The 20,586-nt window shown below is 57.8% G+C and carries 34 protein-coding genes; 24 read left to right on the forward strand and 10 right to left on the reverse strand.

The genetic code is table 11. From position 1 onward, the window contains the following. Nucleotides 1-20: 20 nt before the first annotated feature. Together BLU48_RS32215 and BLU48_RS32555 are read right to left on the reverse strand one after the other, a co-directional pair. Complete coding sequence (locus BLU48_RS32215; protein WP_231989023.1) at nucleotides 21-581, reverse strand: hypothetical protein; 561 nt, start codon at nucleotides 579-581, stop codon at nucleotides 21-23. A gap of 126 nt (nucleotides 582-707) precedes the next feature. Continuing rightward, complete coding sequence (locus BLU48_RS32555; RefSeq protein ID WP_057024370.1) at nucleotides 708-914, reverse strand: helix-turn-helix domain-containing protein; 207 nt, start codon at nucleotides 912-914, stop codon at nucleotides 708-710. 216 nt (nucleotides 915-1,130) lie between these two features. Between BLU48_RS32555 and BLU48_RS07560 the strand changes: the two genes are divergently transcribed. Then, nucleotides 1,131-1,322, forward strand: coding sequence for a hypothetical protein (locus BLU48_RS07560; protein ID WP_057024371.1), 192 nt, complete (start codon nucleotides 1,131-1,133; stop codon nucleotides 1,320-1,322). 168 nt (nucleotides 1,323-1,490) lie between these two features. Here the strand turns inward: BLU48_RS07560 and BLU48_RS07565 are convergent, their stop codons facing one another. The 8 genes from BLU48_RS07565 to BLU48_RS07600 form a co-directional block, all read right to left on the reverse strand. Beyond that, nucleotides 1,491-2,555, reverse strand: a complete 1,065-nt coding sequence (locus BLU48_RS07565) for a helix-turn-helix domain-containing protein (RefSeq protein WP_057024372.1) — start codon at nucleotides 2,553-2,555, stop codon at nucleotides 1,491-1,493. Further along, nucleotides 2,555-3,190 carry a hypothetical protein gene (locus tag BLU48_RS07570; RefSeq protein WP_057024373.1) on the reverse strand — a complete coding sequence of 212 codons (636 nt, stop codon included), beginning with the start codon at nucleotides 3,188-3,190 and terminating at the stop codon, nucleotides 2,555-2,557. Before BLU48_RS07570 ends, BLU48_RS07565 begins: the two co-directional genes overlap by 1 nt. Before the next feature lie 162 nt (nucleotides 3,191-3,352). Then, nucleotides 3,353-3,568: a hypothetical protein gene (locus BLU48_RS07575; RefSeq protein ID WP_057024374.1), complete on the reverse strand. Its 216-nt coding sequence runs from the start codon at nucleotides 3,566-3,568 to the stop codon at nucleotides 3,353-3,355. Further along, nucleotides 3,565-3,810 carry a hypothetical protein gene (locus tag BLU48_RS07580; protein WP_057024375.1) on the reverse strand — a complete coding sequence of 82 codons (246 nt, stop codon included), beginning with the start codon at nucleotides 3,808-3,810 and terminating at the stop codon, nucleotides 3,565-3,567. Before BLU48_RS07580 ends, BLU48_RS07575 begins: the two co-directional genes overlap by 4 nt. Before the next feature lie 9 nt (nucleotides 3,811-3,819). Next, nucleotides 3,820-4,005, reverse strand: a complete 186-nt coding sequence (locus tag BLU48_RS07585) for a hypothetical protein (protein ID WP_124356191.1) — start codon at nucleotides 4,003-4,005, stop codon at nucleotides 3,820-3,822. 37 nt (nucleotides 4,006-4,042) lie between these two features. Next, a complete protein-coding gene (locus BLU48_RS07590) occupies nucleotides 4,043-4,279 on the reverse strand; it encodes a hypothetical protein (protein ID WP_057024376.1) in 237 nt (78 codons plus the stop codon). Nucleotides 4,280-4,305: 26 nt separating this feature from the next. Further along, nucleotides 4,306-4,533: a hypothetical protein gene (locus BLU48_RS07595; RefSeq protein WP_017736483.1), complete on the reverse strand. Its 228-nt coding sequence runs from the start codon at nucleotides 4,531-4,533 to the stop codon at nucleotides 4,306-4,308. Nucleotides 4,534-4,536: 3 nt separating this feature from the next. Continuing rightward, nucleotides 4,537-5,391, reverse strand: a complete 855-nt coding sequence (locus tag BLU48_RS07600; RefSeq protein WP_057024377.1) for a S24 family peptidase — start codon at nucleotides 5,389-5,391, stop codon at nucleotides 4,537-4,539. Nucleotides 5,392-5,486: 95 nt separating this feature from the next. On the opposite strand from BLU48_RS07600, the gene BLU48_RS07605 reads away from it, so the two are divergent. The 23 genes from BLU48_RS07605 to BLU48_RS07715 all read left to right on the forward strand — a co-directional run bounded on the left by BLU48_RS07605 (nucleotide 5,487) and on the right by BLU48_RS07715 (nucleotide 20,585). Then, nucleotides 5,487-5,741 (forward strand): transcriptional regulator, encoded by a 255-nt coding sequence (locus BLU48_RS07605; protein ID WP_057024378.1) that lies wholly within the window; start codon nucleotides 5,487-5,489, stop codon nucleotides 5,739-5,741. A gap of 50 nt (nucleotides 5,742-5,791) precedes the next feature. Further along, the gene (locus BLU48_RS07610; protein WP_057024379.1) at nucleotides 5,792-6,394 is read left to right on the forward strand and encodes a hypothetical protein; all 603 of its coding nucleotides are present in this window, start codon (nucleotides 5,792-5,794) and stop codon (nucleotides 6,392-6,394) included. 61 nt (nucleotides 6,395-6,455) lie between these two features. Further along, nucleotides 6,456-7,316: a BRO-N domain-containing protein gene (locus BLU48_RS07615; RefSeq protein WP_057024380.1), complete on the forward strand. Its 861-nt coding sequence runs from the start codon at nucleotides 6,456-6,458 to the stop codon at nucleotides 7,314-7,316. 1 nt (nucleotide 7,317) lies between these two features. Then, entirely contained in the window at nucleotides 7,318-8,295 is a 978-nt protein-coding gene (locus BLU48_RS07620) for an SIR2 family protein (RefSeq protein ID WP_057024381.1), read from the forward strand. Then, nucleotides 8,282-9,079 (forward strand): hypothetical protein, encoded by a 798-nt coding sequence (locus BLU48_RS07625; protein WP_057024382.1) that lies wholly within the window; start codon nucleotides 8,282-8,284, stop codon nucleotides 9,077-9,079. The genes BLU48_RS07620 and BLU48_RS07625 overlap by 14 nt, the downstream gene beginning before the upstream one ends. Further along, nucleotides 9,076-9,582 carry a hypothetical protein gene (locus BLU48_RS07630; RefSeq protein WP_057024383.1) on the forward strand — a complete coding sequence of 169 codons (507 nt, stop codon included), beginning with the start codon at nucleotides 9,076-9,078 and terminating at the stop codon, nucleotides 9,580-9,582. The genes BLU48_RS07625 and BLU48_RS07630 overlap by 4 nt, the downstream gene beginning before the upstream one ends. Then, nucleotides 9,579-9,767: a DUF1382 family protein gene (locus BLU48_RS07635; RefSeq protein ID WP_057024384.1), complete on the forward strand. Its 189-nt coding sequence runs from the start codon at nucleotides 9,579-9,581 to the stop codon at nucleotides 9,765-9,767. The genes BLU48_RS07630 and BLU48_RS07635 overlap by 4 nt, the downstream gene beginning before the upstream one ends. Next, nucleotides 9,764-10,030 (forward strand): hypothetical protein, encoded by a 267-nt coding sequence (locus BLU48_RS07640; RefSeq protein WP_057024385.1) that lies wholly within the window; start codon nucleotides 9,764-9,766, stop codon nucleotides 10,028-10,030. The genes BLU48_RS07635 and BLU48_RS07640 overlap by 4 nt, the downstream gene beginning before the upstream one ends. Continuing rightward, on the forward strand, nucleotides 10,027-10,386 hold the full coding sequence (locus tag BLU48_RS32220) for a hypothetical protein (RefSeq protein WP_057024386.1): 360 nt from the start codon (nucleotides 10,027-10,029) through the stop codon (nucleotides 10,384-10,386). Before BLU48_RS07640 ends, BLU48_RS32220 begins: the two co-directional genes overlap by 4 nt. Beyond that, entirely contained in the window at nucleotides 10,383-10,610 is a 228-nt protein-coding gene (locus BLU48_RS07650; protein ID WP_057024387.1) for a hypothetical protein, read from the forward strand. Before BLU48_RS32220 ends, BLU48_RS07650 begins: the two co-directional genes overlap by 4 nt. After that, entirely contained in the window at nucleotides 10,607-11,023 is a 417-nt protein-coding gene (locus BLU48_RS07655) for a recombination protein NinB (RefSeq protein WP_057024388.1), read from the forward strand. Before BLU48_RS07650 ends, BLU48_RS07655 begins: the two co-directional genes overlap by 4 nt. Continuing rightward, nucleotides 11,024-11,608: a recombination protein NinG gene (locus tag BLU48_RS07660; RefSeq protein WP_057024389.1), complete on the forward strand. Its 585-nt coding sequence runs from the start codon at nucleotides 11,024-11,026 to the stop codon at nucleotides 11,606-11,608. Continuing rightward, complete coding sequence (locus BLU48_RS07665; RefSeq protein WP_057024390.1) at nucleotides 11,605-12,291, forward strand: hypothetical protein; 687 nt, start codon at nucleotides 11,605-11,607, stop codon at nucleotides 12,289-12,291. Before BLU48_RS07660 ends, BLU48_RS07665 begins: the two co-directional genes overlap by 4 nt. Nucleotides 12,292-12,597: 306 nt before the next feature. Further along, nucleotides 12,598-12,930 (forward strand): phage holin, lambda family, encoded by a 333-nt coding sequence (locus BLU48_RS07670; protein WP_057024391.1) that lies wholly within the window; start codon nucleotides 12,598-12,600, stop codon nucleotides 12,928-12,930. A gap of 57 nt (nucleotides 12,931-12,987) precedes the next feature. After that, the gene (locus BLU48_RS07675) at nucleotides 12,988-13,218 is read left to right on the forward strand and encodes an Acb2/Tad1 domain-containing protein (protein WP_057024392.1); all 231 of its coding nucleotides are present in this window, start codon (nucleotides 12,988-12,990) and stop codon (nucleotides 13,216-13,218) included. 65 nt (nucleotides 13,219-13,283) lie between these two features. Next, a complete protein-coding gene (locus tag BLU48_RS07680; protein WP_057024393.1) occupies nucleotides 13,284-13,769 on the forward strand; it encodes a hypothetical protein in 486 nt (161 codons plus the stop codon). Between the two features lie 18 nt (nucleotides 13,770-13,787). Then, nucleotides 13,788-14,306, forward strand: coding sequence for a hypothetical protein (locus BLU48_RS07685; RefSeq protein WP_057024394.1), 519 nt, complete (start codon nucleotides 13,788-13,790; stop codon nucleotides 14,304-14,306). A 1-nt stretch (nucleotide 14,307) separates the two neighbouring features. After that, a complete protein-coding gene (locus BLU48_RS07690; RefSeq protein ID WP_057024395.1) occupies nucleotides 14,308-15,798 on the forward strand; it encodes a hypothetical protein in 1,491 nt (496 codons plus the stop codon). Continuing rightward, a complete protein-coding gene (locus BLU48_RS07695) occupies nucleotides 15,798-17,258 on the forward strand; it encodes a DUF4055 domain-containing protein (RefSeq protein WP_057024396.1) in 1,461 nt (486 codons plus the stop codon). Before BLU48_RS07690 ends, BLU48_RS07695 begins: the two co-directional genes overlap by 1 nt. Beyond that, nucleotides 17,176-18,288 (forward strand): minor capsid protein, encoded by a 1,113-nt coding sequence (locus tag BLU48_RS07700; protein ID WP_371851106.1) that lies wholly within the window; start codon nucleotides 17,176-17,178, stop codon nucleotides 18,286-18,288. The genes BLU48_RS07695 and BLU48_RS07700 overlap by 83 nt, the downstream gene beginning before the upstream one ends. Nucleotides 18,289-18,296: 8 nt before the next feature. Then, nucleotides 18,297-18,782 (forward strand): DnaT-like ssDNA-binding protein, encoded by a 486-nt coding sequence (locus tag BLU48_RS07705; RefSeq protein WP_057024397.1) that lies wholly within the window; start codon nucleotides 18,297-18,299, stop codon nucleotides 18,780-18,782. 84 nt (nucleotides 18,783-18,866) lie between these two features. After that, entirely contained in the window at nucleotides 18,867-19,604 is a 738-nt protein-coding gene (locus BLU48_RS07710; RefSeq protein WP_057024426.1) for a hypothetical protein, read from the forward strand. A gap of 3 nt (nucleotides 19,605-19,607) precedes the next feature. After that, entirely contained in the window at nucleotides 19,608-20,585 is a 978-nt protein-coding gene (locus BLU48_RS07715; RefSeq protein ID WP_057024398.1) for a major capsid protein, read from the forward strand. Nucleotide 20,586 lies beyond the last annotated feature (1 nt).

Below are 20,586 nucleotides of genomic sequence, written 5' to 3' on the forward strand. Positions count from 1 at the left end.
GCTCACTTAAGCATGGTTAGTCAGTCCGTAATCGGTGGGTACTTGCCGCTCACCGAGTCTCTGTAGACGATCTCGCTGAACAGCCTGGGGCCATCACGCATAGTGACCAGGGCTGCCTTGGCCTCTTCCTTGGTTTCATATGGGCCGGCACCTACGGCCAGGCCGATCATAGAAACTACTGGAAGCCCGGTACTGGTAATTGCCTCAATGGTTCGCTGCTGTTCTTCTTCGTCACGGCAGGCAGTTGATGCAACCCATCCATTTTTAAGGCGCGGGGCGGCTAGTGGCTCAACATCGGCGCCGCAGTGCTTGCACTTGACCGCAGCAGTCTTGATGCTCTCGGCACACATAGGGCAGGGGCGAGTGTCTTTCTCTGCCTGGGTAGAAGCGGGGGAGCCCTTACCGCCCAGCAGAACCATGAGCAAGCCCGCGAGCGCGATCATGCCACCAACGATCGTATGGATCTGTCGGTCGGCCATCAGGCCCATGTTGTTTACTCGGCCGCCAGCGCCGGTCGGCACGGAGACATCCATGCCCAGTGCGAAGATCAGCCAGCAGACGCCAACAATCAGCGCGAACATCCCAAATCCTTTCATTGGATCCCTCCCGTAATTGAGCCAGCACTCTACCATTCGTGGCGTACAGCCACCATCGGCCCTGCGGACGATCAATTGCTGCTAACGACGCGAATCGGTCGCACGTCCAAACTAATGCGCTCGTGCCCCAGTTATCACGTAGAGGACGTCAACGCCGGCTTTTGCGACATTGGCCAGGTAGTTTGCGTTCGGCACTCGAGCGCCTCTCTCATAGTTGCCCTGGGCATTGACCAATACGCCTCCGGCGGTCGCAAGTGCTTGCTGTGTGAGGCCCAGGCGAACCCTTTCTTCCTTGAGCCGATCAGTGATCTGTTTCATTGGGTATACCTCACAATTGGGCAGACACCTTATCACTTAATTCGCAGGCACCTTTTGAGGGGGCGAATACCAGGTCTTGCGCTGCGCTATATCCAGGAACAAAAAGCCCGTTCAGTGGCGGATAAACCGGAGTTACGAAATCTTGTGATAACCCAAATTACTGAACACTCATACGCGCTCCGAACTCAATAAACTGTGTCTTATTTGGTGGTGAGCATGAGCAACGACAGGAAGGAAAATGCGCTAGCCCTTTGGCGCTCCATGATGGAAGAAACCGAACTGTATATCGACTATGAGGAGCTTTACGAAATTCTCATCGAAATGGCAAACGGCTTGATGCGTGAAGGAGTTGTCACTGAGGCTGAGTGGCTTGATCTCGTTCGACAGGCCTCCAAGATTCTGGCTTAGTCAGTCCACGGGTCCAGATCGGGGAATGCAATAACAAAAAGCCCGCCAGTAGGGGAGAGGCCATGGCGGGCTTGGCCCTTGGCCAGATGGATAGACGCCTCACTGGCGATAGACCAGATCGGGAAGGGCGGATACAAGAAGCCCGGCGCTGGGCCGGGCTCGTTTTGATTATTTCACGATGCTAAGGCGTGGCTTTTGCTTGAAATTATACAAATTACCAAAGTCTTCAGGCGCCAATCCAAGGATGCTCATTAGATCTTCAAGCGAATATCCCAGATCTTCCAGGTGAAGCTCCAGAATCTCTGAAGTCAGATGAGCTTTCTCATGCGGAAAGTCCAGTTCAGCGGGCTCCCTCATTCGATAGCCGAGGCTGCCGATTTGTCTCCACATATAATCGCTCTGAGACTTTGTAATTGCACCGATCGTGCCCGCCCTATAGAGCAAGGCGCTCATAGATACTTTCCATACAGGCTTAAGCGCGGCCAGCGACTGTATGCTGATGTTCTTCAACTGATAGAAAATATCTTTTTCTGGCATCAGTAATGCGGCTGCGAATTTGTTGGCCTCATCCTCCATCGTTGGACTGGGTTGTCGATGCATCACTAAATGACCGAGCTCATGAGCAAGTGAAAATCTCATTCTATCTGCGGATTGATTTTTGCTCAGAAAAATACAAGGCGGCATCCCACGAATGGCAAGGGTTACGCCGTCAATTTTTCCAGCAGGAAAATCGCAAACAAATATCAAAACGCCAGCGCGCTCCACGAAATCGGCGAGATTTTTGATAGGTCCGTCAGGGATCATCCACGATCTTCTGACCAAGAATGCGATCTCATCGGCATCGCCATTGTACTGGTCGATGTCTAGATAAGGGAGCTCATAATCCTTTGCGAGGTCGACGGATTTAAGAAGCTTTCGGTAGTGCATGATGCGCAGATTCATTTCGGCCTGGATGGCGTCAAGCGTCTTCTGCGGGACAGTAGCCTTCTTGCGATAAGCATGAACACTAACCGGCAGCCCATACACCCGATCCTGGTTAAAAAAATATTCCCTAGGAAAGGAAAGGCACTTGCAGAAGGCTTCAACCATTTCCTCGGCAGGCTCCATTAATCCATTTTCAATCTTTGATAGGTAGCCTTGAGTGATGCTCATGGATTTGGATAGAGCGCTCTGGCTGAAGCCGCGAAACTGCCTGGCCAGCTGAAGCATCTCAGGGTTAAATGTATTGCTCATCACGATGGTCGGGCCGGTTTGCTTTCAGTAGGTTTAACTGGCGCCAGCTCTTTCTTGACTGTTGCTCGGCGCCTTCTCGCGGGCTGGGCGCCCTGCGAATCCTTCGATGGCGCTGCGGGCAGTCCAGTTGGGATAGCTTCAACAGGCGCGACTGGTCGCTCATAAACTGGACGGGACCAAGCTACCGACTCGCCATCCCTGCGAACCATGCGGACTTGAAAGATCTCGGTTTCAAGCTTGTTGAGGATGTAAATAATTTCGGTCTTTACTGCCTCTGGAATCCCAAGAACCTGCTGTTCGGGGTCGTGAAAGGCAAGAGCCATAGGCGTAGGGTAGTTGCTGCTGAACCCCTTTTCGTCGCCTTTTTTGAAGCGAAATGCCAATTGCTGGCCAATCATGAAAATACAGGTGTTTCCCGCCCTGTTAACGTGGACGCCAGGGAGCGGATCAAGCGCCTCTTCCAAAGCTCCAATAGTGTAATCCCAAACAACGTTCGCCCGAGTTCTGTTATAGAACTGAGCTCGATTTGGCACCTCAAGCCATTGCTTCCAGCCTTTGAGTACGGCTTCTGCGATGACCTGTTCGTAGGGTTTGATGAGATTGCTGATTTCTGAGTCGGATAACTGGGCGGTCATACAGGAGCTCTCTCTAAGGCTTGAGAGAATCATAGAGCAGCTACAAAATATTAGTCAAATTATTCCAAAAAATATTCCTAAATGCGCCGACTTCCTATTTTAGCCTTGTTTTAACCCCTTCCTTGTACCTTGCCGCGTCACGCTTTCAATGCCTTCTGCACCTCATCCCCGCGCACCGTAGAAGTGGTTCAGCAGCATCAGCTCAACCACAGCCACGAAAGCGCAGACCACGACAAAGCCAGGGCTGAAGACTCGCTTGCGATGGGATGAACTGCCGTCCGGCCAAATGCCAGCTTCGGCTGTGAAAACCAGCATGAGCGCCATCAGAGCATAGGTCCACACCTTGCTCCAGAAGCTCTGCTCTCGCCATGCAGTCATTTTTTCTGTTCCGCAGACCGAATTATCCGGCCGTCCTTCACCTCATCCGCATAACCCGCCAGTCGATCCTCGTCCGCATGAAGCACGGTACACATCCTCAGCACGGCTTGGGCGTCCGCCTCATTCCTGGCAAGGCTCAGTCGCTCTGCAATCCTCATCAGCTCTACGGCCGACCACTTGAGGTCTGAGGCGATGCCTTGTAGGTCGCGCTTGAGATCTTGGTTTGGTTTGTCGAGGGTCATAATGCGTCCTTACAGATCTATGGCTCGAAGGCGCTCAATGGCGTCTCTGAGCTTTACGGACTGCTCCAGGGCTGCTTCGCCGAGATCGATAAGGCCTGCATTCATTAATTCCACTGCCTGACTGGCCAGCGTTTCGGCGATAGCTTCAAGGTTCGCCGAGTAAGCTTCAATCTCAGATTTTGCAGTCTGCGTCATAGCCATGTTCTCCGCATTTATCTGTGCGATTATTTACCTAGCGACTGACGCGCGTTATATGCGCCGTCTTTACCTCATCCGCATACCCATCCATCAGCTCCTCGACCTCCTGGAACCTCATAGCGATCGCTATCAGTTCGCGAGCGTCATCTTCCTGGCCGGCATCAGAAAGCTTTACAGCAGCCTGCTTCAGGTCGACGCCTGACCACTTGAGCAGGGCGGTAGCCTCTTTAAGGTCGCGGTGCAGTTGCTGGTTTGGCATGGTGAGGGGCATGCAGTCTCCTTGCTGTTTCTTCGATCCTACTCAGATTCGGTTCGCGTTATCAGTCCAGCACCAACCTCGTCTGCGAGGGCGGCGAGCCGATCCGCATCATCGTATAACTTCGCTACCAGCTTTAGGACGGCTGCAACATCGATATCTTGGCAGTCCTTAGTGATGTTGATTATGCCGCCCGCGGCTTGCTCGAGGCCCAGCCCAAGGTAATTGAGCTCGTTGCACAGCTGTTTGTTGGGCTTGGTGAGGGGCATGGGCTATACCAGATTGGCATTCCAGACGAGCAGCACACGCGCCTGGATGTACGTTTCATCAAGAAAGATGTCCTCGGCCTTGTGCTTCCGATTGTCCGACAGCATCTTGAATTTGTCCTTACCCTTCATTTGCAGACGCTTGATGTACTGAAAGCCTTGGTACGAGAAGAAGTAGATTCCATCGCCAACGAACTCTTTGATGCTGACATCGACCAGTAGCGGATCGCCATGCTTGATGGTTGGCGTCATGGACTGCCCCCAGCCGGTGATCATCTTCAGATGGAAGTGCTCTTTGAACTCGACGCCCATGGCTCGGAGCTGGGAGGGGCTGACGCGCACGTCCTGGAGCATCTCGGGGAAGTCATGAGCAATTTCGCCGCCGCCCAAGGCTCCGCGTACGTCATAGTGAGCAATCCATACTTCGTCGCCCACCTTTCCAGGCCTGTAGGCGTCATGCACCAAGCCGCCCAACTCCTCGCCCAGGGCGTCATCTTCCGCAATAGCTAGAAGCCTCATTAGCTTGTCTTCGCCGAGGCGCTTCCCAGCAAGCATTGCTCGGAACTTCTCGACGGCGGTCGAAGCAGGCTCTGGCTCAGCAACTAAAACGCCAGTTCTGGCGCCGTCTCCAATATTTTCATATGAAAAGCCAGGGCGCAGACCCCAGTGCTCTGGGCCAACGACATCGGAGAAATAGGCGATCACGTCCATCAGCTTCGACTTGTCGATCCTGCCGTTTTTCACCCAGCCCTGTATCGACGGAGGCTTCACGGAGAAGTCGTCTGCGAGGTCTTTTTTCGATACGCCCTTGGCGATCCGCGCAGCTTCAATGGCTGCGCCTAATTCTGGTCCGGTAAGCATTGCCTAATTAAGCCTATTGCGCTGACGGTTAGGCAATGGCTTGCCCGTGATAAGGTAATGCCTTATATTCGACACAAATCTCCAGGAGAGAACTCATGAAATCAGCAGAAGCGGCCAAAGAAGCATCTCGCTTGCTGGGTAGTCAGGTGGAAATGGCGCGCCTGCTGCAGGTCACTGCACCCACCGTTAATCAGTGGTGCTCCGGCGAGCGCGCAGTCCCAGCAAAGCGCGCAGTTCAAATCGAAGCATTGACCGGTGGCGTCGTAAACCGCGCCGACCTTTGCCCATCGTTTCCATGGGGGCAGATCGCTTCGGCATCTATTGAGGCTTCGCAGCAGTCCGCCGCCTGACATCCCCGTCCGCCGTTCCATTGAAGCCAGATTAGAAGAGAGCAGTCCCCATGCAAACGTCGAACTTGCGACACGAAACACGCGATGCGGTCTTGGTCGCCATTGCGCGCGACATGATCGCGAGAACGAGCATGAGCCAAGACGGCTTCGCTGAGCAGCTCAACCACCAGCTGTTTACGCGAGCGCCGGAGCGCTGCAAGGAAAAGGGTTTTCCGGATTTACAGGGCATGACCAAAACCGCAGACATGCAGGCCTACGGTCGCGCCTACAAGGCCTGGAGCAAGCGCGTAGAGCGCTGGCTCGATGACAGCGGCGACCGCATTGAGATCCCTTCGTGGATTGAAGAGTCATGGGTTGCAGCCCTGGATCAGCCCTGGCGTGACCGCGCATTGATTGAGCTGTCGAGTCGCTACGGTCTTTTGGCTGTTAAGCAGGTTGGCTCTGGTATCGACGACGCCTTGCAGGTGTTCGCCGGTATCTCAACGAGTTTTGGGCTCGTAGCTGGCCTGGGCGGAAAGGTTTTTGCCGATGGCGTGTTTGACCAGAAAGACCAAGTTTACGCCGAGTCATTTGAAACCTTCTGCCGGTCCCTTGCCGCTCATGCCGTCGCAATGGCAGATCGGGCCGCGCTTGTTGGTTCGAAGGCTCACTAAATCACAGGCACAAAAAAACCAGGTTCGTGGCCTGGCTCATTGCTACATCAGCGAGGCAATAATGAATACACAATCAACCCCCGTCAATACCTCCAACAATCTCGCGCCACGTTTTTCGCAATCTGAAAACGTGGCGCGGATTAAACCAGTGACACCTTTCGACTTCCACGGCTTTCCCGTCCGCGTAATTGACGACGGTCACGGGGAGCCATGGTTCATCGCCAAGGACATCGCCGAAGCCCTGGGCTACTCCAACACGTCGAAGGCGATCAATGTCCACTGCAAAGCGGTCAGCACCTGCCATACCGAAATGGGAGGTCAGGTCCGCGCAGTGCAAATCATCCCTGAACGCGATCTCTACCGGCTGGTGATGAAGTCCAAGCTTCCGGCTGCTGAGCAGTTCGAAGAGTGGGTGGTTGGCCAGGTCCTGCCGACCATTCGAAAGACCGGCTCTTACACCGGCCAGGAGACGAACAACTCCAAGGTCATTGGCGAACTCGCCATTCTGGAATGCTTCGATCGCCTGCTGAAGCCGGCGCCCTCCAGCAAAATGATGATGCTTGTGCAGATCGCCGCCAACAACGGCCTGGATGCCAAATTCCTCCCAGGCTATGCAGTGGACGCCGCCTCCGACGCTGCCGGCGGGTCTTCGATGCCGACCAAGGCAATCACCGCCCTGATCAAAGATCACGCCATCGCCAGCACTGCCCGCGCCTTCAACCTTGCACTTGAGGCCCACGGCTTCCTCAAGGTCCTCCAGCGCAAAAACTCCAAGCAGGAAATGGTGGACTTCTGGTCTGTGACCGAGAAGGGCATGGCCTACGGCAAGAACCTCACCAGCCCTCAATGCCCCCGCGAGACGCAGCCTCACTGGTACGTGGATCGCTTCCTTGATTTGGCCGCTAAGGTCGGGAAGGCCTGACATGCAATACACCGTCACGATTAATCAGGTGAAGGCGCTGGAGTGGGGGCTGAATTCTCAGCAGGCCCTGCTGTTTGCCTTCGTCTACGGCTGCCCGAGCTGGACCAAGCCAATCAAGACCGATGACGGGGTCTTCTTCGCGCTGAGCAAGGCAAAGATCACTGAGGAGCTGCCGCTGCTCACAGACAAGCCAGACACCGCTTACCGCATGCTGAAGGCCCTGGAAGAGGCCGGTTTGATTGAGCTTTCCAGCACTTCGAACATCACGCTTTTTCGCCTTACCGAGAAGGCCATCGAGTGGAACCAGAAGCTTGATGGGTCGGAAAAATATCCGACCCCACCAAAAAACAAAGGTCGGAAAAATATCCGATCTACCTCGGATAAATCTCCGAGCAAGGTCGGAAAAAAATCCGAGCAAGGGTCGGATAAATCTCCGACAAATCAGGATACCAATCATCAGGGTACCAATCAGGACACCAGTCAGGACTTGCAGGACGCCACCGGCAAGCCGGCTCAGTCCCGCGGCTTGGTGCTGGTGGTTGATCGCACCGATGCCCCACGGGTTGAGATCCCCGCCGATATGCCGGGCCCCAAAGACCAGACCTGCAAAACCTTCAAGGTCTGGGCGAACTACGCCATGGCTTACCGCAAGCGCTACAGCGCCTGGCCTGTGTGGAATGCCAAGGTCGGTGGCCAGCTCGGACAGTTGGTCGACCGCCTCGGCGCCGATGTAGCTCACCACGTCGCCGCCCACTTCCTGAAAACCAGCGACGCCGCTGTGCTGCGCAAGTGCCACAGCCTCAACGAGCTGCTGGCCAACGCCGAGAGCTATCACACCCAGTGGGTAACCGGGCAGCGCATCAACGGCACAACTGCTCGCCAGATGGAGCGGACAGAGGCGAACCACTCCGCAGCGGAGCAGGCCGCCCAGATGGTTCTGGCCAAACGCCAAGCAGGTGACCGCAATGAATACCTCTGAAATGAACGACCAGCAGGTTGCCGGGCTGGCCGCCGCCATCTGCGCCACAGCCGAGGCCATGGGCCAGGAAATGAACCCGGGGACCGCCGCAATGATGGCCGAAGACCTGTGCGCCTATCCGGTGCCAGCGGTCAAAGCCGCGTTGAAGGCCTGCCGCTTCGAGGTGAAAGGCAAGCTGGCTATGGCTGACATCCTCCAGCGCGTCCAGGCCTCCGACGGTCGCCCGGGCAAGGACGAGGCTTGGGCCATCGCAATGACCACCAACGACGAATTCGAAACCGTGGTGCTGACCGACGAAATCCAGCTGGCCCTGGCCGCCGCTAAACCGGTCCTCGACGCCGGCGACAAGATCGGTGCGCGCATGGCGTTCATCAGCGCTTACGAGCGGTTTGTCGGCCAGGCCCGCCAGGACACGAAGCCGGTGAATTGGCATGTCTCCGTGGGATTTGACGCTGGTCGTCGCATCCAGGCTGTCACCAAGGCTCTGGAGTTGAAGCGCATTCCCAGCGAACACGGCCAGAAGTACCTGGCAGACCTGAGCGTTGAGCCGATCACCGAGGATGGGCGCGCCCTGGCTGGCCTGATCACTGGCGCCGTTACCCGGCCGGCTCCAGCGCTGCGCGAAAAGTTGCAGATGGTGAAGGATTCGATGCTGGAAATGCGCGCTGCCAGTGCTGAAAGGAAGGATGAAATGCGGATAGACGCGGCCAATGAGTTGGCAGATCGCCGGGCGCTGCTGCTGAAGCAGGCGCGGGACTTGGAGCAGGAGAGGGCGTCGCAATGAATGAAGCCAGACAGCAACAGGTGCTCGCCGGGCAGTCCTCAATAGCTAAGAAGGTTTTCGGCTACGTCCCAATCCAAACGAGCTGGAGCAACCACGAAATCCACGGCGCGGTATCGACAGCCAAGGCCACCAACGCATCGCCTTACGCCATCCGCCGCGCCCTGGGCGAACTCAAGGAAGCGGGCCTGATCCGCGAGCCAGTCGGCGGCAAGTTTCAGCGTGACGCAGCAACCCCTAAACCCAAAAAGGAGCAGGCCGTGACCCAGGTAGCCAAGCAGGCAGTTGTTTCGACCAAGAAGCCAGAGGCCGGCGCCCTGGATGTTCTCGCCGGCTTGTCGGTCGAGGTGGTCAGCTTGGCCGATGAGATTGGTCAGCGCTTGAAGACGCTGGCCGGCCGCATCGAAGAAGTGGCGCTGTCGGTTGAGGCTGAGCGCGAAACCAATGCCGCTGCCGTGGGCAAGCTGAAGCAGTTGCAGGAGCTGCTGAAGGGGATCTCGCAATGAAACGAGCAAACCCAGCACAGCTACGCCAATCCATTGAGATGGCGAACACCATGGTCAAGCACGGTATTCGTTTCGTGTGCATGCCGGTGGTGGATGAGGCGGACTTAGCCAATCTCGCCAGCCAGGCCGCCGAGCGCTTTGAGCGCATGGCATTGATCGCAGAAGCAGCGGAGCAACGGACATGACCGACAAGATGCGTGAAGAGTTCGAGAAAAGCCCGCGCTTTCGTGGGATGGATTTCACTCGCTCGGCGACTCACCCAGAGTTCTACGACAGCCCTTACGCGAACGGCGCATGGGACGGCTGGAAGGCCTCCCGCGAGGCGCTGGTGATTGAGCTTCCTGATTACACAAGCCCGTATTACGGCGGCGACCACTTCGACGAATGTCAGTACGCAGCTGACTGTGAAAAAGCCATCGAAGCCGCAGGCCTGAAGGTAAAGCCATGATAATCGACAAAGCGAAGCTCAAAGCGCTGGTCGAGCAGGGCAGCTTGCCTCCTATCATCACGGCTCTAATCGAGGAAATCGAAAGGCTTGAAGGGTCCGTACAAAGCCTTATCCAGATGGAAAGGAACACCGGCAATCGGGCGCTCGAATATGCAGGGAGGTGTGACCAACTCCGCGCCGAAGTCGCCGGCCTCGAGACCGGCTACGAAGCCTACGAGCGGGTGAATGCTGAGCTGAAGGCTGAGGTGGAAGTCTTTCGGGGTCTTCTTCGTGAGATGCGCGCCATCGGGAACCATGCGCCTGCGGAGCTGACGCTGCGTATCGACGCGGCCTTGGGCAAGGGAGTGCGGTCATGACTCTGGATTCAATCGCTTTATGGCTTGGTTACGGCGTGATGATGGTCGGTGGTGCGCTGCTGGTGGTGGCAATACTCCTTGCGATCAGCCTGGTTCTCTCAGCGAAGGTCGATCTGATCGGGAAGTACCTGCGGTTTTACTGGGACCTGAAGACATTGCGCGCGACCATGCGCCAGCTTGAGGCTGAAGGGAAGGTAAGCAAGACAACAGGGGTGAAGCCGTGACCAGCCTGCAGATCCGCAACGAATCAGACCGTGCCCGGGTGATTGGGCATATCGCTGGAATGGACATCACCAAGCCAAAGAAGCTCGCCATCACCGAAGTGGACCGTAGCGGGGAGCAGAACAAGGCCCTGCACGCGGCCCTGGCCGATATCGCCGCCCAGGTCGAACACGCCGGGAAGAAGTGGGACGTCCTGATCTGGAAGCGCCTGCTGACGGCCGCCTGGCTGCGCGAAACGGGCGACCAGCCGCAGCTGATACCGGCGGTGGACGGCAACGGCTTCGACGTCATCTACGAGCGCACAAGCAAGCTCACCGTCAAGCAGTGCGGCGATTTGATCGAGTGGGTTATGGCTTTCGGCGCCGAGCACCAGGTGCGATGGACACAGAAGGACAAATGGGGAGGGCGTTATTGAATGGCCATCGAAAGGAAGCAGCCCAAGCCGAAAAAATGCCGCGTTGCTACGTGCAGGGCCTCATTCGTCCCTTCGCGGATGGGGCAGGCGGTTTGCAGCCCGGCCTGCGCGATCATCGACGGGCCGAGGCATGCACCGAAGGCGCGAAAGGCGCTGGCCGACATCGAGCGCAAGGACATCAACGTCCGCAAGGAGAAGCTGAAGAGCAGGGCTGATCACCTTAAGGATACACAGAAGGCCTTTAACGCATGGGTGCGCGCCCGTGACGCCGAGTTGCCATGCGTGAGCTGTGGGCGTCACCACCAGGGCAAATATGACGCAGGTCACTACAGGACGGTCGGGGGCAATCCAGCGTTGCGCTTCGAGCCCCTGAATTGCCACCGCCAGTGTTCACAGTGCAACACCCAGCTTTCCGGGAACATCGTGAACTATCGAATCGAACTGGTTAAGCGTCTCGGCGTCGAGGCAGTTGATTGGCTGGAAGGTCCTCATGAGGCTAAGAAGTACACCATCGAGCAACTGAAGGCGATGACCGCCGAATACCGGGCAAAGACCAGAGAACTGAAAAAGGAGCAAGCCGCATGAAGCTGATCAATGCAAGACAGGTTTGGACCGAAGCACAACACGAATCGAACGCGTCGATCAGCGCTGCGGCCATCGACCGGGCGGAGTCGGCACCAGTGAAGACCGGAGGGCGCATCGGCAAGCGTGACGCCCAGTTCCCAGCCCTGGGCAGCGAGAAGGGGGAGGAGGCCGGGCGCTTCTCAGTGCCTGGGCAGCGGATCAGCATCAGCGAAACCCGGCGCACATCCGCTGGCAAGTCCACGGCCCGCGCCGCACACCTGGCAACCATCGGCAAAGTCCTGCGCGCCATCGGTACACTTCCATTCCAGGAGCAACAGTTCGGGCACTACCTGTATCACCCATGCATGACGCTCGCTCACGTTCTCAACGCCGAGAAGCTGATCTGGAGTTGCGTGGACTTTTCCACCCTGACCGAAGCCAAGGAAGCAAAGGTGCATTGCCTTGTGACGATGGCCCTGCAGTCCTACAAGGTGGAGGCTCATGACGGCGCTCAATGGGGTCCAGCTCGTATCGCCGAGGGCATGCTCAAGCTCTACGGCGTCCACATAGAGCCCAAAGTATGGGATAGGGACTGGAAAGAAGCGTGGAATTTCCTGCGAGACGCCATTGAGGAAGTGGATATTCGTGTGCAACAGCCGGTTTGGCAGGTCATTCACGCAGAAAAAGAAGAGGTGGCGGCATAAAGGTGTTGTCATGTTGGGGTTTTTGATGTACTTTCCCCATAGTGCACAAGTAACGCGAAACGCACACGAAACCTTAAACCCGGCCAAGAGCCGGGTTTTTTGTGCCAAAGATTTCCCCAAGCCCTCAGAGCCTCTGACTTGTCGCGCTGATGAGGGACCTGTTCAGGGCCTCTGCACATGCAGGGCCCTTTTAGTTTTCGGCTCCGCCACACCCATTGCTCCGAGCTGGGAGTGCTGTGTGAGCCGATTCAATTCCGCAGGCCACGACCTGCCATATTCCTAACTCCCTGACGGGGAGGAACCGAGATGTCCAACATGCCAGACAAACCAGACACCTGGGCGATAGCGCTTGCGTGGTTGAGCCAGCATTCGCCGATTCTCTATGCGGCTGCGTTGTCCTGTGCGATGGCTGTTCTGCGAATCACCTACGGTGGCGGCACGCGTCGCCAGATGATCGTTGAGGGTGCTATCTGTGGTGGCCTGGCCCTGACCATCATCAGCGGCCTTGAGTTCTTCTCGCTCCCACAGAGCATGGCTACCTTCGTCGGGGGCTGGGTTGGCTTCCTGGGCGTGGAGAAGATTCGGACCATTGCCGACCGGGTGACTGACTTCAAGCTGCCAAGCCGTAAGGTCGATTAAGCCGCGCCACGTTTTCGAATGCGCCAAATCGTGGCGCGCATTAATGAGGAATCACCCATGGATAACCAGCATAAGAAAATCACCGGCTACCGCGACCTGAGCCAGTCCGAGATCGACGGCATGAACTCCATCATGGCGCTTGAGGCTGACGCGGGCGAGCTGTTCAAGCAGATTGGCCAGATTGAAGGTGTTGACCCGCGCCTGCTGACCTTGGCCAAGACCAACCTGCAACAAGGCTTTATGTGGTTCGTGCGTTCCATTGCTAAGCCAGCTGATACGTTTAGTTAACGCCCGCTCCTATCGTCGAGGTTCATCGAGGGCCATAATCGCGCCTTCAATAAATGGAGGTGTGAATGAACGTTAAAATCCTAGATCAGGCACAGCACAGGGCAGTGAGAGACGCGAAGGGCAACCTGAAGAAAGCGGCGGAATTTGCGGATGAGTTTCGCACGATTTTGCAGCACCAGTTTGCTAAACCTGGGGCTCCCGAAGCGTGGGGTGTGGACGTTGAGTTCGACTCCAGCGGCTTAGGCTTCAAATTGAAAACTCCATTTGGCCTTGCTCGAGCTATTGCTGTCAGCTCGATTATCCATGGAAAGTCTCAAATTCGATATGTAATTGAGAAGGAAGTAACGCTTGAGGGTGACGTGCATGGGCACGTCAAGGTTGCTGCAATTTGCATTGACGAGTTTGGAGTAGTCAGTGCAGAGGATGACGGAGATAAACTCGCCAATTTGAACGTTATCGATGAGAGCCAAGTGCACAGAGAGGTTGGCGAAGTTGGCGTTTCGATTGTTCACGCGATAGGCGCTGAAGAGAGGTACTTTTCGCAGCAATAACATGCCATGGAGTAGTCAATGAACAAGCAATCCGACTGGGAGGCAATCGAGCGCGCCTACCGGGCCGGGTTGCTTTCAGTGCGTGCCATAGGTGAATCGCACGGTGTCAACCACGCGACCATCCTGAAGCGAGCAAAGAAAGAAGATTGGAAGCGCGACCTCACAGACCAGGTCCGAGCGGCAACCAAGCAGAAGGTAACCACGGCGGTAACCACTAAAAGTAACCAGTCGAAAGTGGTTACCGACGCCGAGATCATCGAAGAGGCGTCTGACCAGGCCGCAGCTGTCATCCTGGCTCATCGCTCAGGGCTGGCTCAGTGGCGTGGCATTGCAGACAAGCTCAGCTACGTTCTGTCCGGCATGGAAGTGACCCCAGACAATGCCGGCGACTTCGCCCGATCCTTGAACGCCGGTGTTGATGCCCAGCTCAAGGTCATCAAGGGTGAGCGCCAAGCCTACAACCTCGACACCGAGACCGGCGATAAGACAGTCAGCGACCTGGCTGCACTGATGGACGATCTATCGAAGGAAGCCTGACATGAAGCCCGAGCACTTGAAGCTGCTCCGGGATAAGCGCTGGCGGTTGAACAACCTCTACTTCATCACGGACAAGCAGGGCAAGAAGGTCCGCTTCCGGATGACGGATGAGCAGATTGAATACTTCGAGGGGATGCACACCCGGAACATTATCCTGAAAGCCCGGCAACTTGGCTTTACCACTGAGTGCTGCATCATCCAGCTCGACGCAGCGCTGTTCGAGTCGGCCAAGTGCGCGCTGATCGCTCACACCCTGAACGACGCCAAGCGCCTGTTTCGGGAGAAGGTCAAATATGCCTACGACAACCTGCCTGCTGAGATACGTGCCGCCAATCCTGCTTCTAACGATGCTGCTGGTGAGCTTGTGTTCAGCAAGGGTGGATCGCTCTACGTGTCCACGTCCTTCCGGGGCGGGACTCTACGGTATCTGCACGTATCCGAGTTCGGGAAGATCTGCGCCAAGTTTCCCCACAAGGCCAGAGAGATCGTCACCGGCGCCTTCGAGGCTGTCGCCACCGATTGTTTCGTCACGATTGAATCGACGGCGGAGGGTCGGGCGGGCTACTTCTTCGATTACTCGCAGAGCGCGGAACGCCAGCAATTGGCTGGTGTGCCCCTGGGCCTGCTCGACTGGAAGTTTTTCTTCTTCTCCTGGTGGAAGAACAATGCCTACTGGCTTAACCCGACTGACGTGGTCATCCCTCAGCGCCTGACCGGCTACTTCAACGAGCTGCACGCCAAACACGGGATCGTCACCAACGACGGCCAGCGGGCGTGGTACGCGGCCAAGGAGAAGACGCTCGGCGACGACATGAAGCGGGAATACCCGTCTCTGCCGGCCGAGGCCTTCCAGCAGTCGATCGAGGGCGCGTACTACGCCAAACAGTTCACCAAGCTGTACAGCGCGCAGAGGATCGGCCCGCTGCCGGACAACAGTCATCTGCCGGTCCACACGATTTGGGATATCGGCGTCGGCGACTCCACGGCCATCTGGTTCGTTCGGATCGTCGGCGAGGAATACCACGTCATCGATTTCTACGAGAACAGCGGCGAAGGCCTGCGGCACTACATGAAGGTGCTCAAGGATCGCAAATACACGTATGGCGATCACTGGGGCCCGCACGACATCGACAACCGCGAATTCGGTAGCGACGGCAAGACTCGGCGAGAACTAGCCCGGGAGGGCTACGAGATCGACGGACAAAAATACAGCCTCAAGTTTAGCGTTGTTCCAAAGCTCGGCATCGACGAAGGCATTGAGCAGGTTCGGGAGATCCTTCCGGCCTGTGCCTTCGATGAGTCCAAGTGCGAACTGGGCATTTCCTGCCTGGAGAACTACCGCAAGGAGTGGGACGACAAGCGCGGCTGCTGGAAGGACAAACCACTTCACGATTGGTCATCGCACGGCGCGGACGCCTTCCGCTACTTCGCCGTCTCGATGGGCCGACGCAAACGCACAGGCGGAACACGCCGAATTGGAGGCTTGGCCTGATGCCAGTGCAATCGACAAACCCCGACTACGACGCGCACATCGCCGAGTGGGAGATGATGGACGACGCGCTCGAGGGTGAGTGCGCCGTGAAGCGCAACGAGCGCAATTTGCCCAAGCCGAGCGGCATGGTTGAGGCTGAAAAGCTCGACGGTGCGGGCAACAAGTACCTCTACGAGAACTACACGAACCGTGCCCAGTACGAGCACTGGGTGCGCGACTCGCTGCGGTCGATGATGGGCCTGGTTTCCCGATTGATTCCGGAGATCGAGCTTCCTGCTGGGCTTAAGGGGTTGGAGGACAACGCTACTGCTGACGGCTTCGGCCTGAAGCAGTTGTTTTTTCGCATGGTGCGCCAGGCCATTTCCCACGGCCGGGTGCCGCTGGTGGTGAACATCGACGACAGCGGCGAGCCGTACTTCTCGACGTACGCCACGCGCAACGCGATCAACTGGGACACCGCTGATCAAGGCGGCCGGCAGGATCTGGTGCTTTCTGTGTTCCGAGAGTTCCGCAAGAAGAGCGGAGATCGCTACAGCCATGACTGCGATGCGGTGTTCCGTGAGTTCTTCATGCAGGGCGAGGTCTGCTACACAGCGGTGCGCAACGAGGCCGGTGAGCTAATCGACGACGAACGGCCCCTGGGCACCACCGGCACCGACAACCGTTTGGTCAAAGGCCTGCCATACCTGCCAGTGATCTACTGCGGTTCGACCGACAACTCGCCAGAAGTAGACGAGGTTCCGCTGCTGACTATGGCGCGCGCCGCGCTCAAGTCTTACCAGTTGAGCGCCGACTACTTCACTTCGCTGCATCAAACCAGCCACCCGCAACCATGGGTTTCAGGGCTGGATGAGGCTGTAGAGCTGAGCGTCACCGGCCCTTCAGCGGCATGGGACCTGGGCCCGAACGGCGAATGCGGCTACTTGGAGTTCCAGGGCGCGGGTATTGAAGCCGTGCGCAGAGCCATGGACGACCAGAAAAACGCCGCGCTTGAGGCCGGCGCCAAGGTTATGGACGTGGCCGGCACCGAGTCGGGGGAGGCGCGCAAAACACGCCAGAACGATCAGCACGCCACTCTGCATAGCATTGTCATCACTGTGGCCGAGGCGGTCGAGCAGGGCCTGCGATACGCAGCCGAGTGGAAGGGCTACGACCCCAAGCAGGTCAAGTTCAAGGTGAACCCTGAGTTCGTGACCCCGGTGGTCGACGCCCAGGTTCTCGCCGAGCTGCTCAAGGGGGTGATGGCCGGCACGATCAGCGCCGACACCTACTGGCAGTACCTCACCACCGGCAAGCTGCCGGAGCGCCCATACGAAGACGAGGCCGAACTGATCAGCGATGAGCGCGAGTCGGCCGGCATCAACTTGGACAAAGACGATGCCATCGACAAACCTGGTGCAGGCGGACAGCCAACTGCTGGAGCAGACGACGCGCCACTCGGTAATGCTGGAGCGGCTTAAGGCCGGCGAGGTCAAGAAGTTCGAGAAGTACCTGCGCCAGATCGACAAACTGGTGCGGGATCAACTGACTCGCAAGGAGCTGACCACCTACAGCCGGGATCGCCTTGAGCAGTTCCTGGCCCGGGTGGACGGCAAGCTGCTGGATATCTACAAGGCCTACGGCGACCTTGTGCAGGCTGATCTGGTCGACATCGCGTTGTATGAGTCGAGCTTTGAGGCCAAAAGCCTGAGCAATGCACTCCCCATCGACGCGGTGGTGCCGACCAATACGGTGATCCGGGCGGCGGTGTTCTCCTATCCGCTGCAGGTGAAGGGTATCGACGGCGGCAAGCTGCTGAAGAGCTTTGTGAGTGGCTGGACGCGCACCGAGACGATGCGGGTTACCAACACCATCCGTCTTGGCTTCGGTCAGGGCCAGACCAACGCCCAGATCATCCAGGCGATTCGCGGTACCGCGGCACAGAACTTCACGGACGGCGTCCTGGCGGTGAGCAACCGCAATGCTGCCGCCGTGGTGCAGACGGCAATCCAGCACGTAGCCACCACGGCACGAATGGAGACGCTGAAGGCCAACAGCGACGTGGTGCTGGGCTATCGCTGGGTGTCGACGCTCGATCGCAAAACCTCGCAGCAATGCAAGGGCCTGGATGGGATGCGATTCGACCTGGGCAAAGGTCCGCTGCCGCCGGCGCATATCAACTGCCGGTCAACCACGGTGCCGACCACCAGGCTTTCGGAGATGTTCGCCAAGGACGCCACCCGTGCCTCGGTGGGCGACAACGGCGGTGCTCAGGTCGATGCAGGCCTGAACTATTACGAGTGGCTTGCCACGCAACCGGCGAGCTTCCAGGATCACGCCCTTGGTCCGGTCAGGGGCAAGTTGTTCCGCGATGGCGGGCTTACGCCGGAGAAGTTCGCCAAGCTGCAGCTCGACAAGTCGTTCAAGCCGCTGACGCTGGCGCAGTTGAAGGATGCAGAGCCCGACATGTTCACCCGAGCAGGCGTTACACTCGGCGCTCCACCAGGTTGAGATAGCACATGCAGATCATCGTTGAGGATGGGAAGGGCAGGCCAGACGCGAATAGCTTCGTGCCGCTGGAGAAGCTGACCTTCTACCGCGACTACTACGGGTTCCGGATACCTGAAGCAGAAGCTGACCAGGTCGAACTGCTGCTGCGCGCCGCAGCCGACATCAGCGGTCGCCAGTGGAAAGGGCGCAAAGCCAATCCTGAACAGGCAATGGCCTGGCCTCGGCGTGACTGCAAGATCGAATACCAGACGCTATCCGAGACGTTCGTGCCCTTTGAGCTTGAGTGGGGACAGGTACGGCTGGCGGTCGAGCTGTACGCCGCCGAGCAGGGCTTCCAGATCGAAGAACCGACGCATTGCACTGAGCCGAATGGCCGGCGCACGCGGCTCAACCGAGATACGCCCGGACTGCGCATGCGTCCGCCGCCATACGCGCCGAGCAGGACGCAGTTCGCCGATTACCTGGTGATGCGCGGGCTCTCGATAGTTCGATAAATCACAGAATTCACACCAAGCCGCCCAATGGGCGGTTTTTTATTGCCTGCAAAGCGGGCCGACCAAACCCAAGGGGTGCACCAAGTGGCAGACGAAAACCAGATTGATCTTGAAGACCCGGCAGTTCAGACCGCCATTGCTGCAGCTGTCGAGGCTGCGACCCTGGGCCTCAAGAACAAGAACACCGAGTTGCTTGGCTCGCTCCGGACCACCAAAACCGAGCTGGACGGCTTCAAGTCCCAGTTCGAAGGCCTGGACATCGCCGCAGTGAAAGGTCTGCTGACCAAGGTTGGCCAGGATGAAGAGACCAAGCTGATTGCCGAGGGCAAGCTGGACGAGGTCATTACCCGCCGTACCGAGCGCCTGCGCACCGACTACGACACCAAGCTGGCAGCCGAGAAGGCCCGTGCCGACAAGGCCGAGCAATTCGCTGCCAAGTACAGTGACAAGGTGCTAGCCGACTCCATCCGCGCCGCTGCCATCAAGGCCGGTGCGCTCCCAGAGGCCGCCGAGGACATCATCCTGCGCGCCCGGGGCACTTTCAAACTCAGTGAAGACGGTGAGGCGATTGCCACCGACCGTGACGGCGAGGTCGTTTACGGGAAGGACGGGAAAACCCCGCTGTCGCCGCTCGAATGGGCGGAGTCTCTGCGTGAAACAGCAACACACCTGTGGCCAAGGGCTCAGGGCGCCGGACAGGTCGGCGATCAAGGTGGCAAGGCCACGAAAAAGTGGGGCGAGTACACGGAAACCGAGCGCGCTGCGATCGCTCGTGACAATCCCGATCTCTTCAAGAAAATCCAGGCCACCAAAGGAACCTAATCCATGGCAACTACCCAACTAACCGACATCTTCGTCGGCGACTACTACGCCTCTCTGGCACCGGTTAACAGCCCGGAAAAGACTGCTGTATATGAGTCGGGCATTGTGACCCGCTCGCCTGTGCTGGATGCGATCGCCTCCGGCAGCCAGGGCACTGCCGAGATCAGCTACTGGCAGGATCTCAACGCCGATGAAGCGCCGAATATCAGCAACGACGACCCGAACGACCAAGGTGAAGTCGGCAAAGTCACCCAGGACAGCATGCGTGCCCGAGTCCTGTACCTCAACAAAGGTTACGGCGTGGCTGACCTGACGGCTGAACTGGCCAACAGCGAGCCTCAGCAGCAGATCCGCAACCGTTTCGGCACCTACTGGACCCGCCAGTGGCAGCGTTACACCCTGGGCGCGGCTCGCGGCATCATCGCCTCGAACATCGCGAACAACGGTGGTGACATGGTCATCGACGCCGGTGCGACCATCAGTGCGAATGCTTTCCAGGATGCAGCGTTCACCGCCGGCGATGCCGCTGACCAGTTCGGCGCGATCGGCGTGCACTCGGTGGTGATGAACCAGATGGTCAAGCAGGACCTCATCGAGTACCTGCGTGACTCCGACGGCAAGATCATCCTGGCAACCTACCTCGGCAAACCAGTCTTCATGGACGACGCCCTGGTGTACGGCGCAGGCAAGTACCTTTCCGTGTTCTTCGGCCAGGGCGCTTTCGGTTACGGCGAAGGCACGCCGAAGGTGCCGGTAGAGCTGGAACGCAAGCCTGGCGGCGGTAACGGTGGTGGTGCCGAAGTGCTGTGGGAGCGGAAGACCTACATCCTCCAGCCTGCAGGCTTCAGCTGGAAAGGCTCCGAGGCTCAGAACCTCAGCCCAACCGCGACTCAGTACGCAGCTGCTGCAAACTGGCAGCGCGTGTTCAGCCGCAAGCAAGTTCCCTTCGCTGCTGTCATCAGCGGTACCACCACGCCGTAAT

It is taken from the genome of Pseudomonas synxantha, assembly GCF_900105675.1.
Taxonomy (GTDB): domain Bacteria; phylum Pseudomonadota; class Gammaproteobacteria; order Pseudomonadales; family Pseudomonadaceae; genus Aquipseudomonas; species Aquipseudomonas synxantha.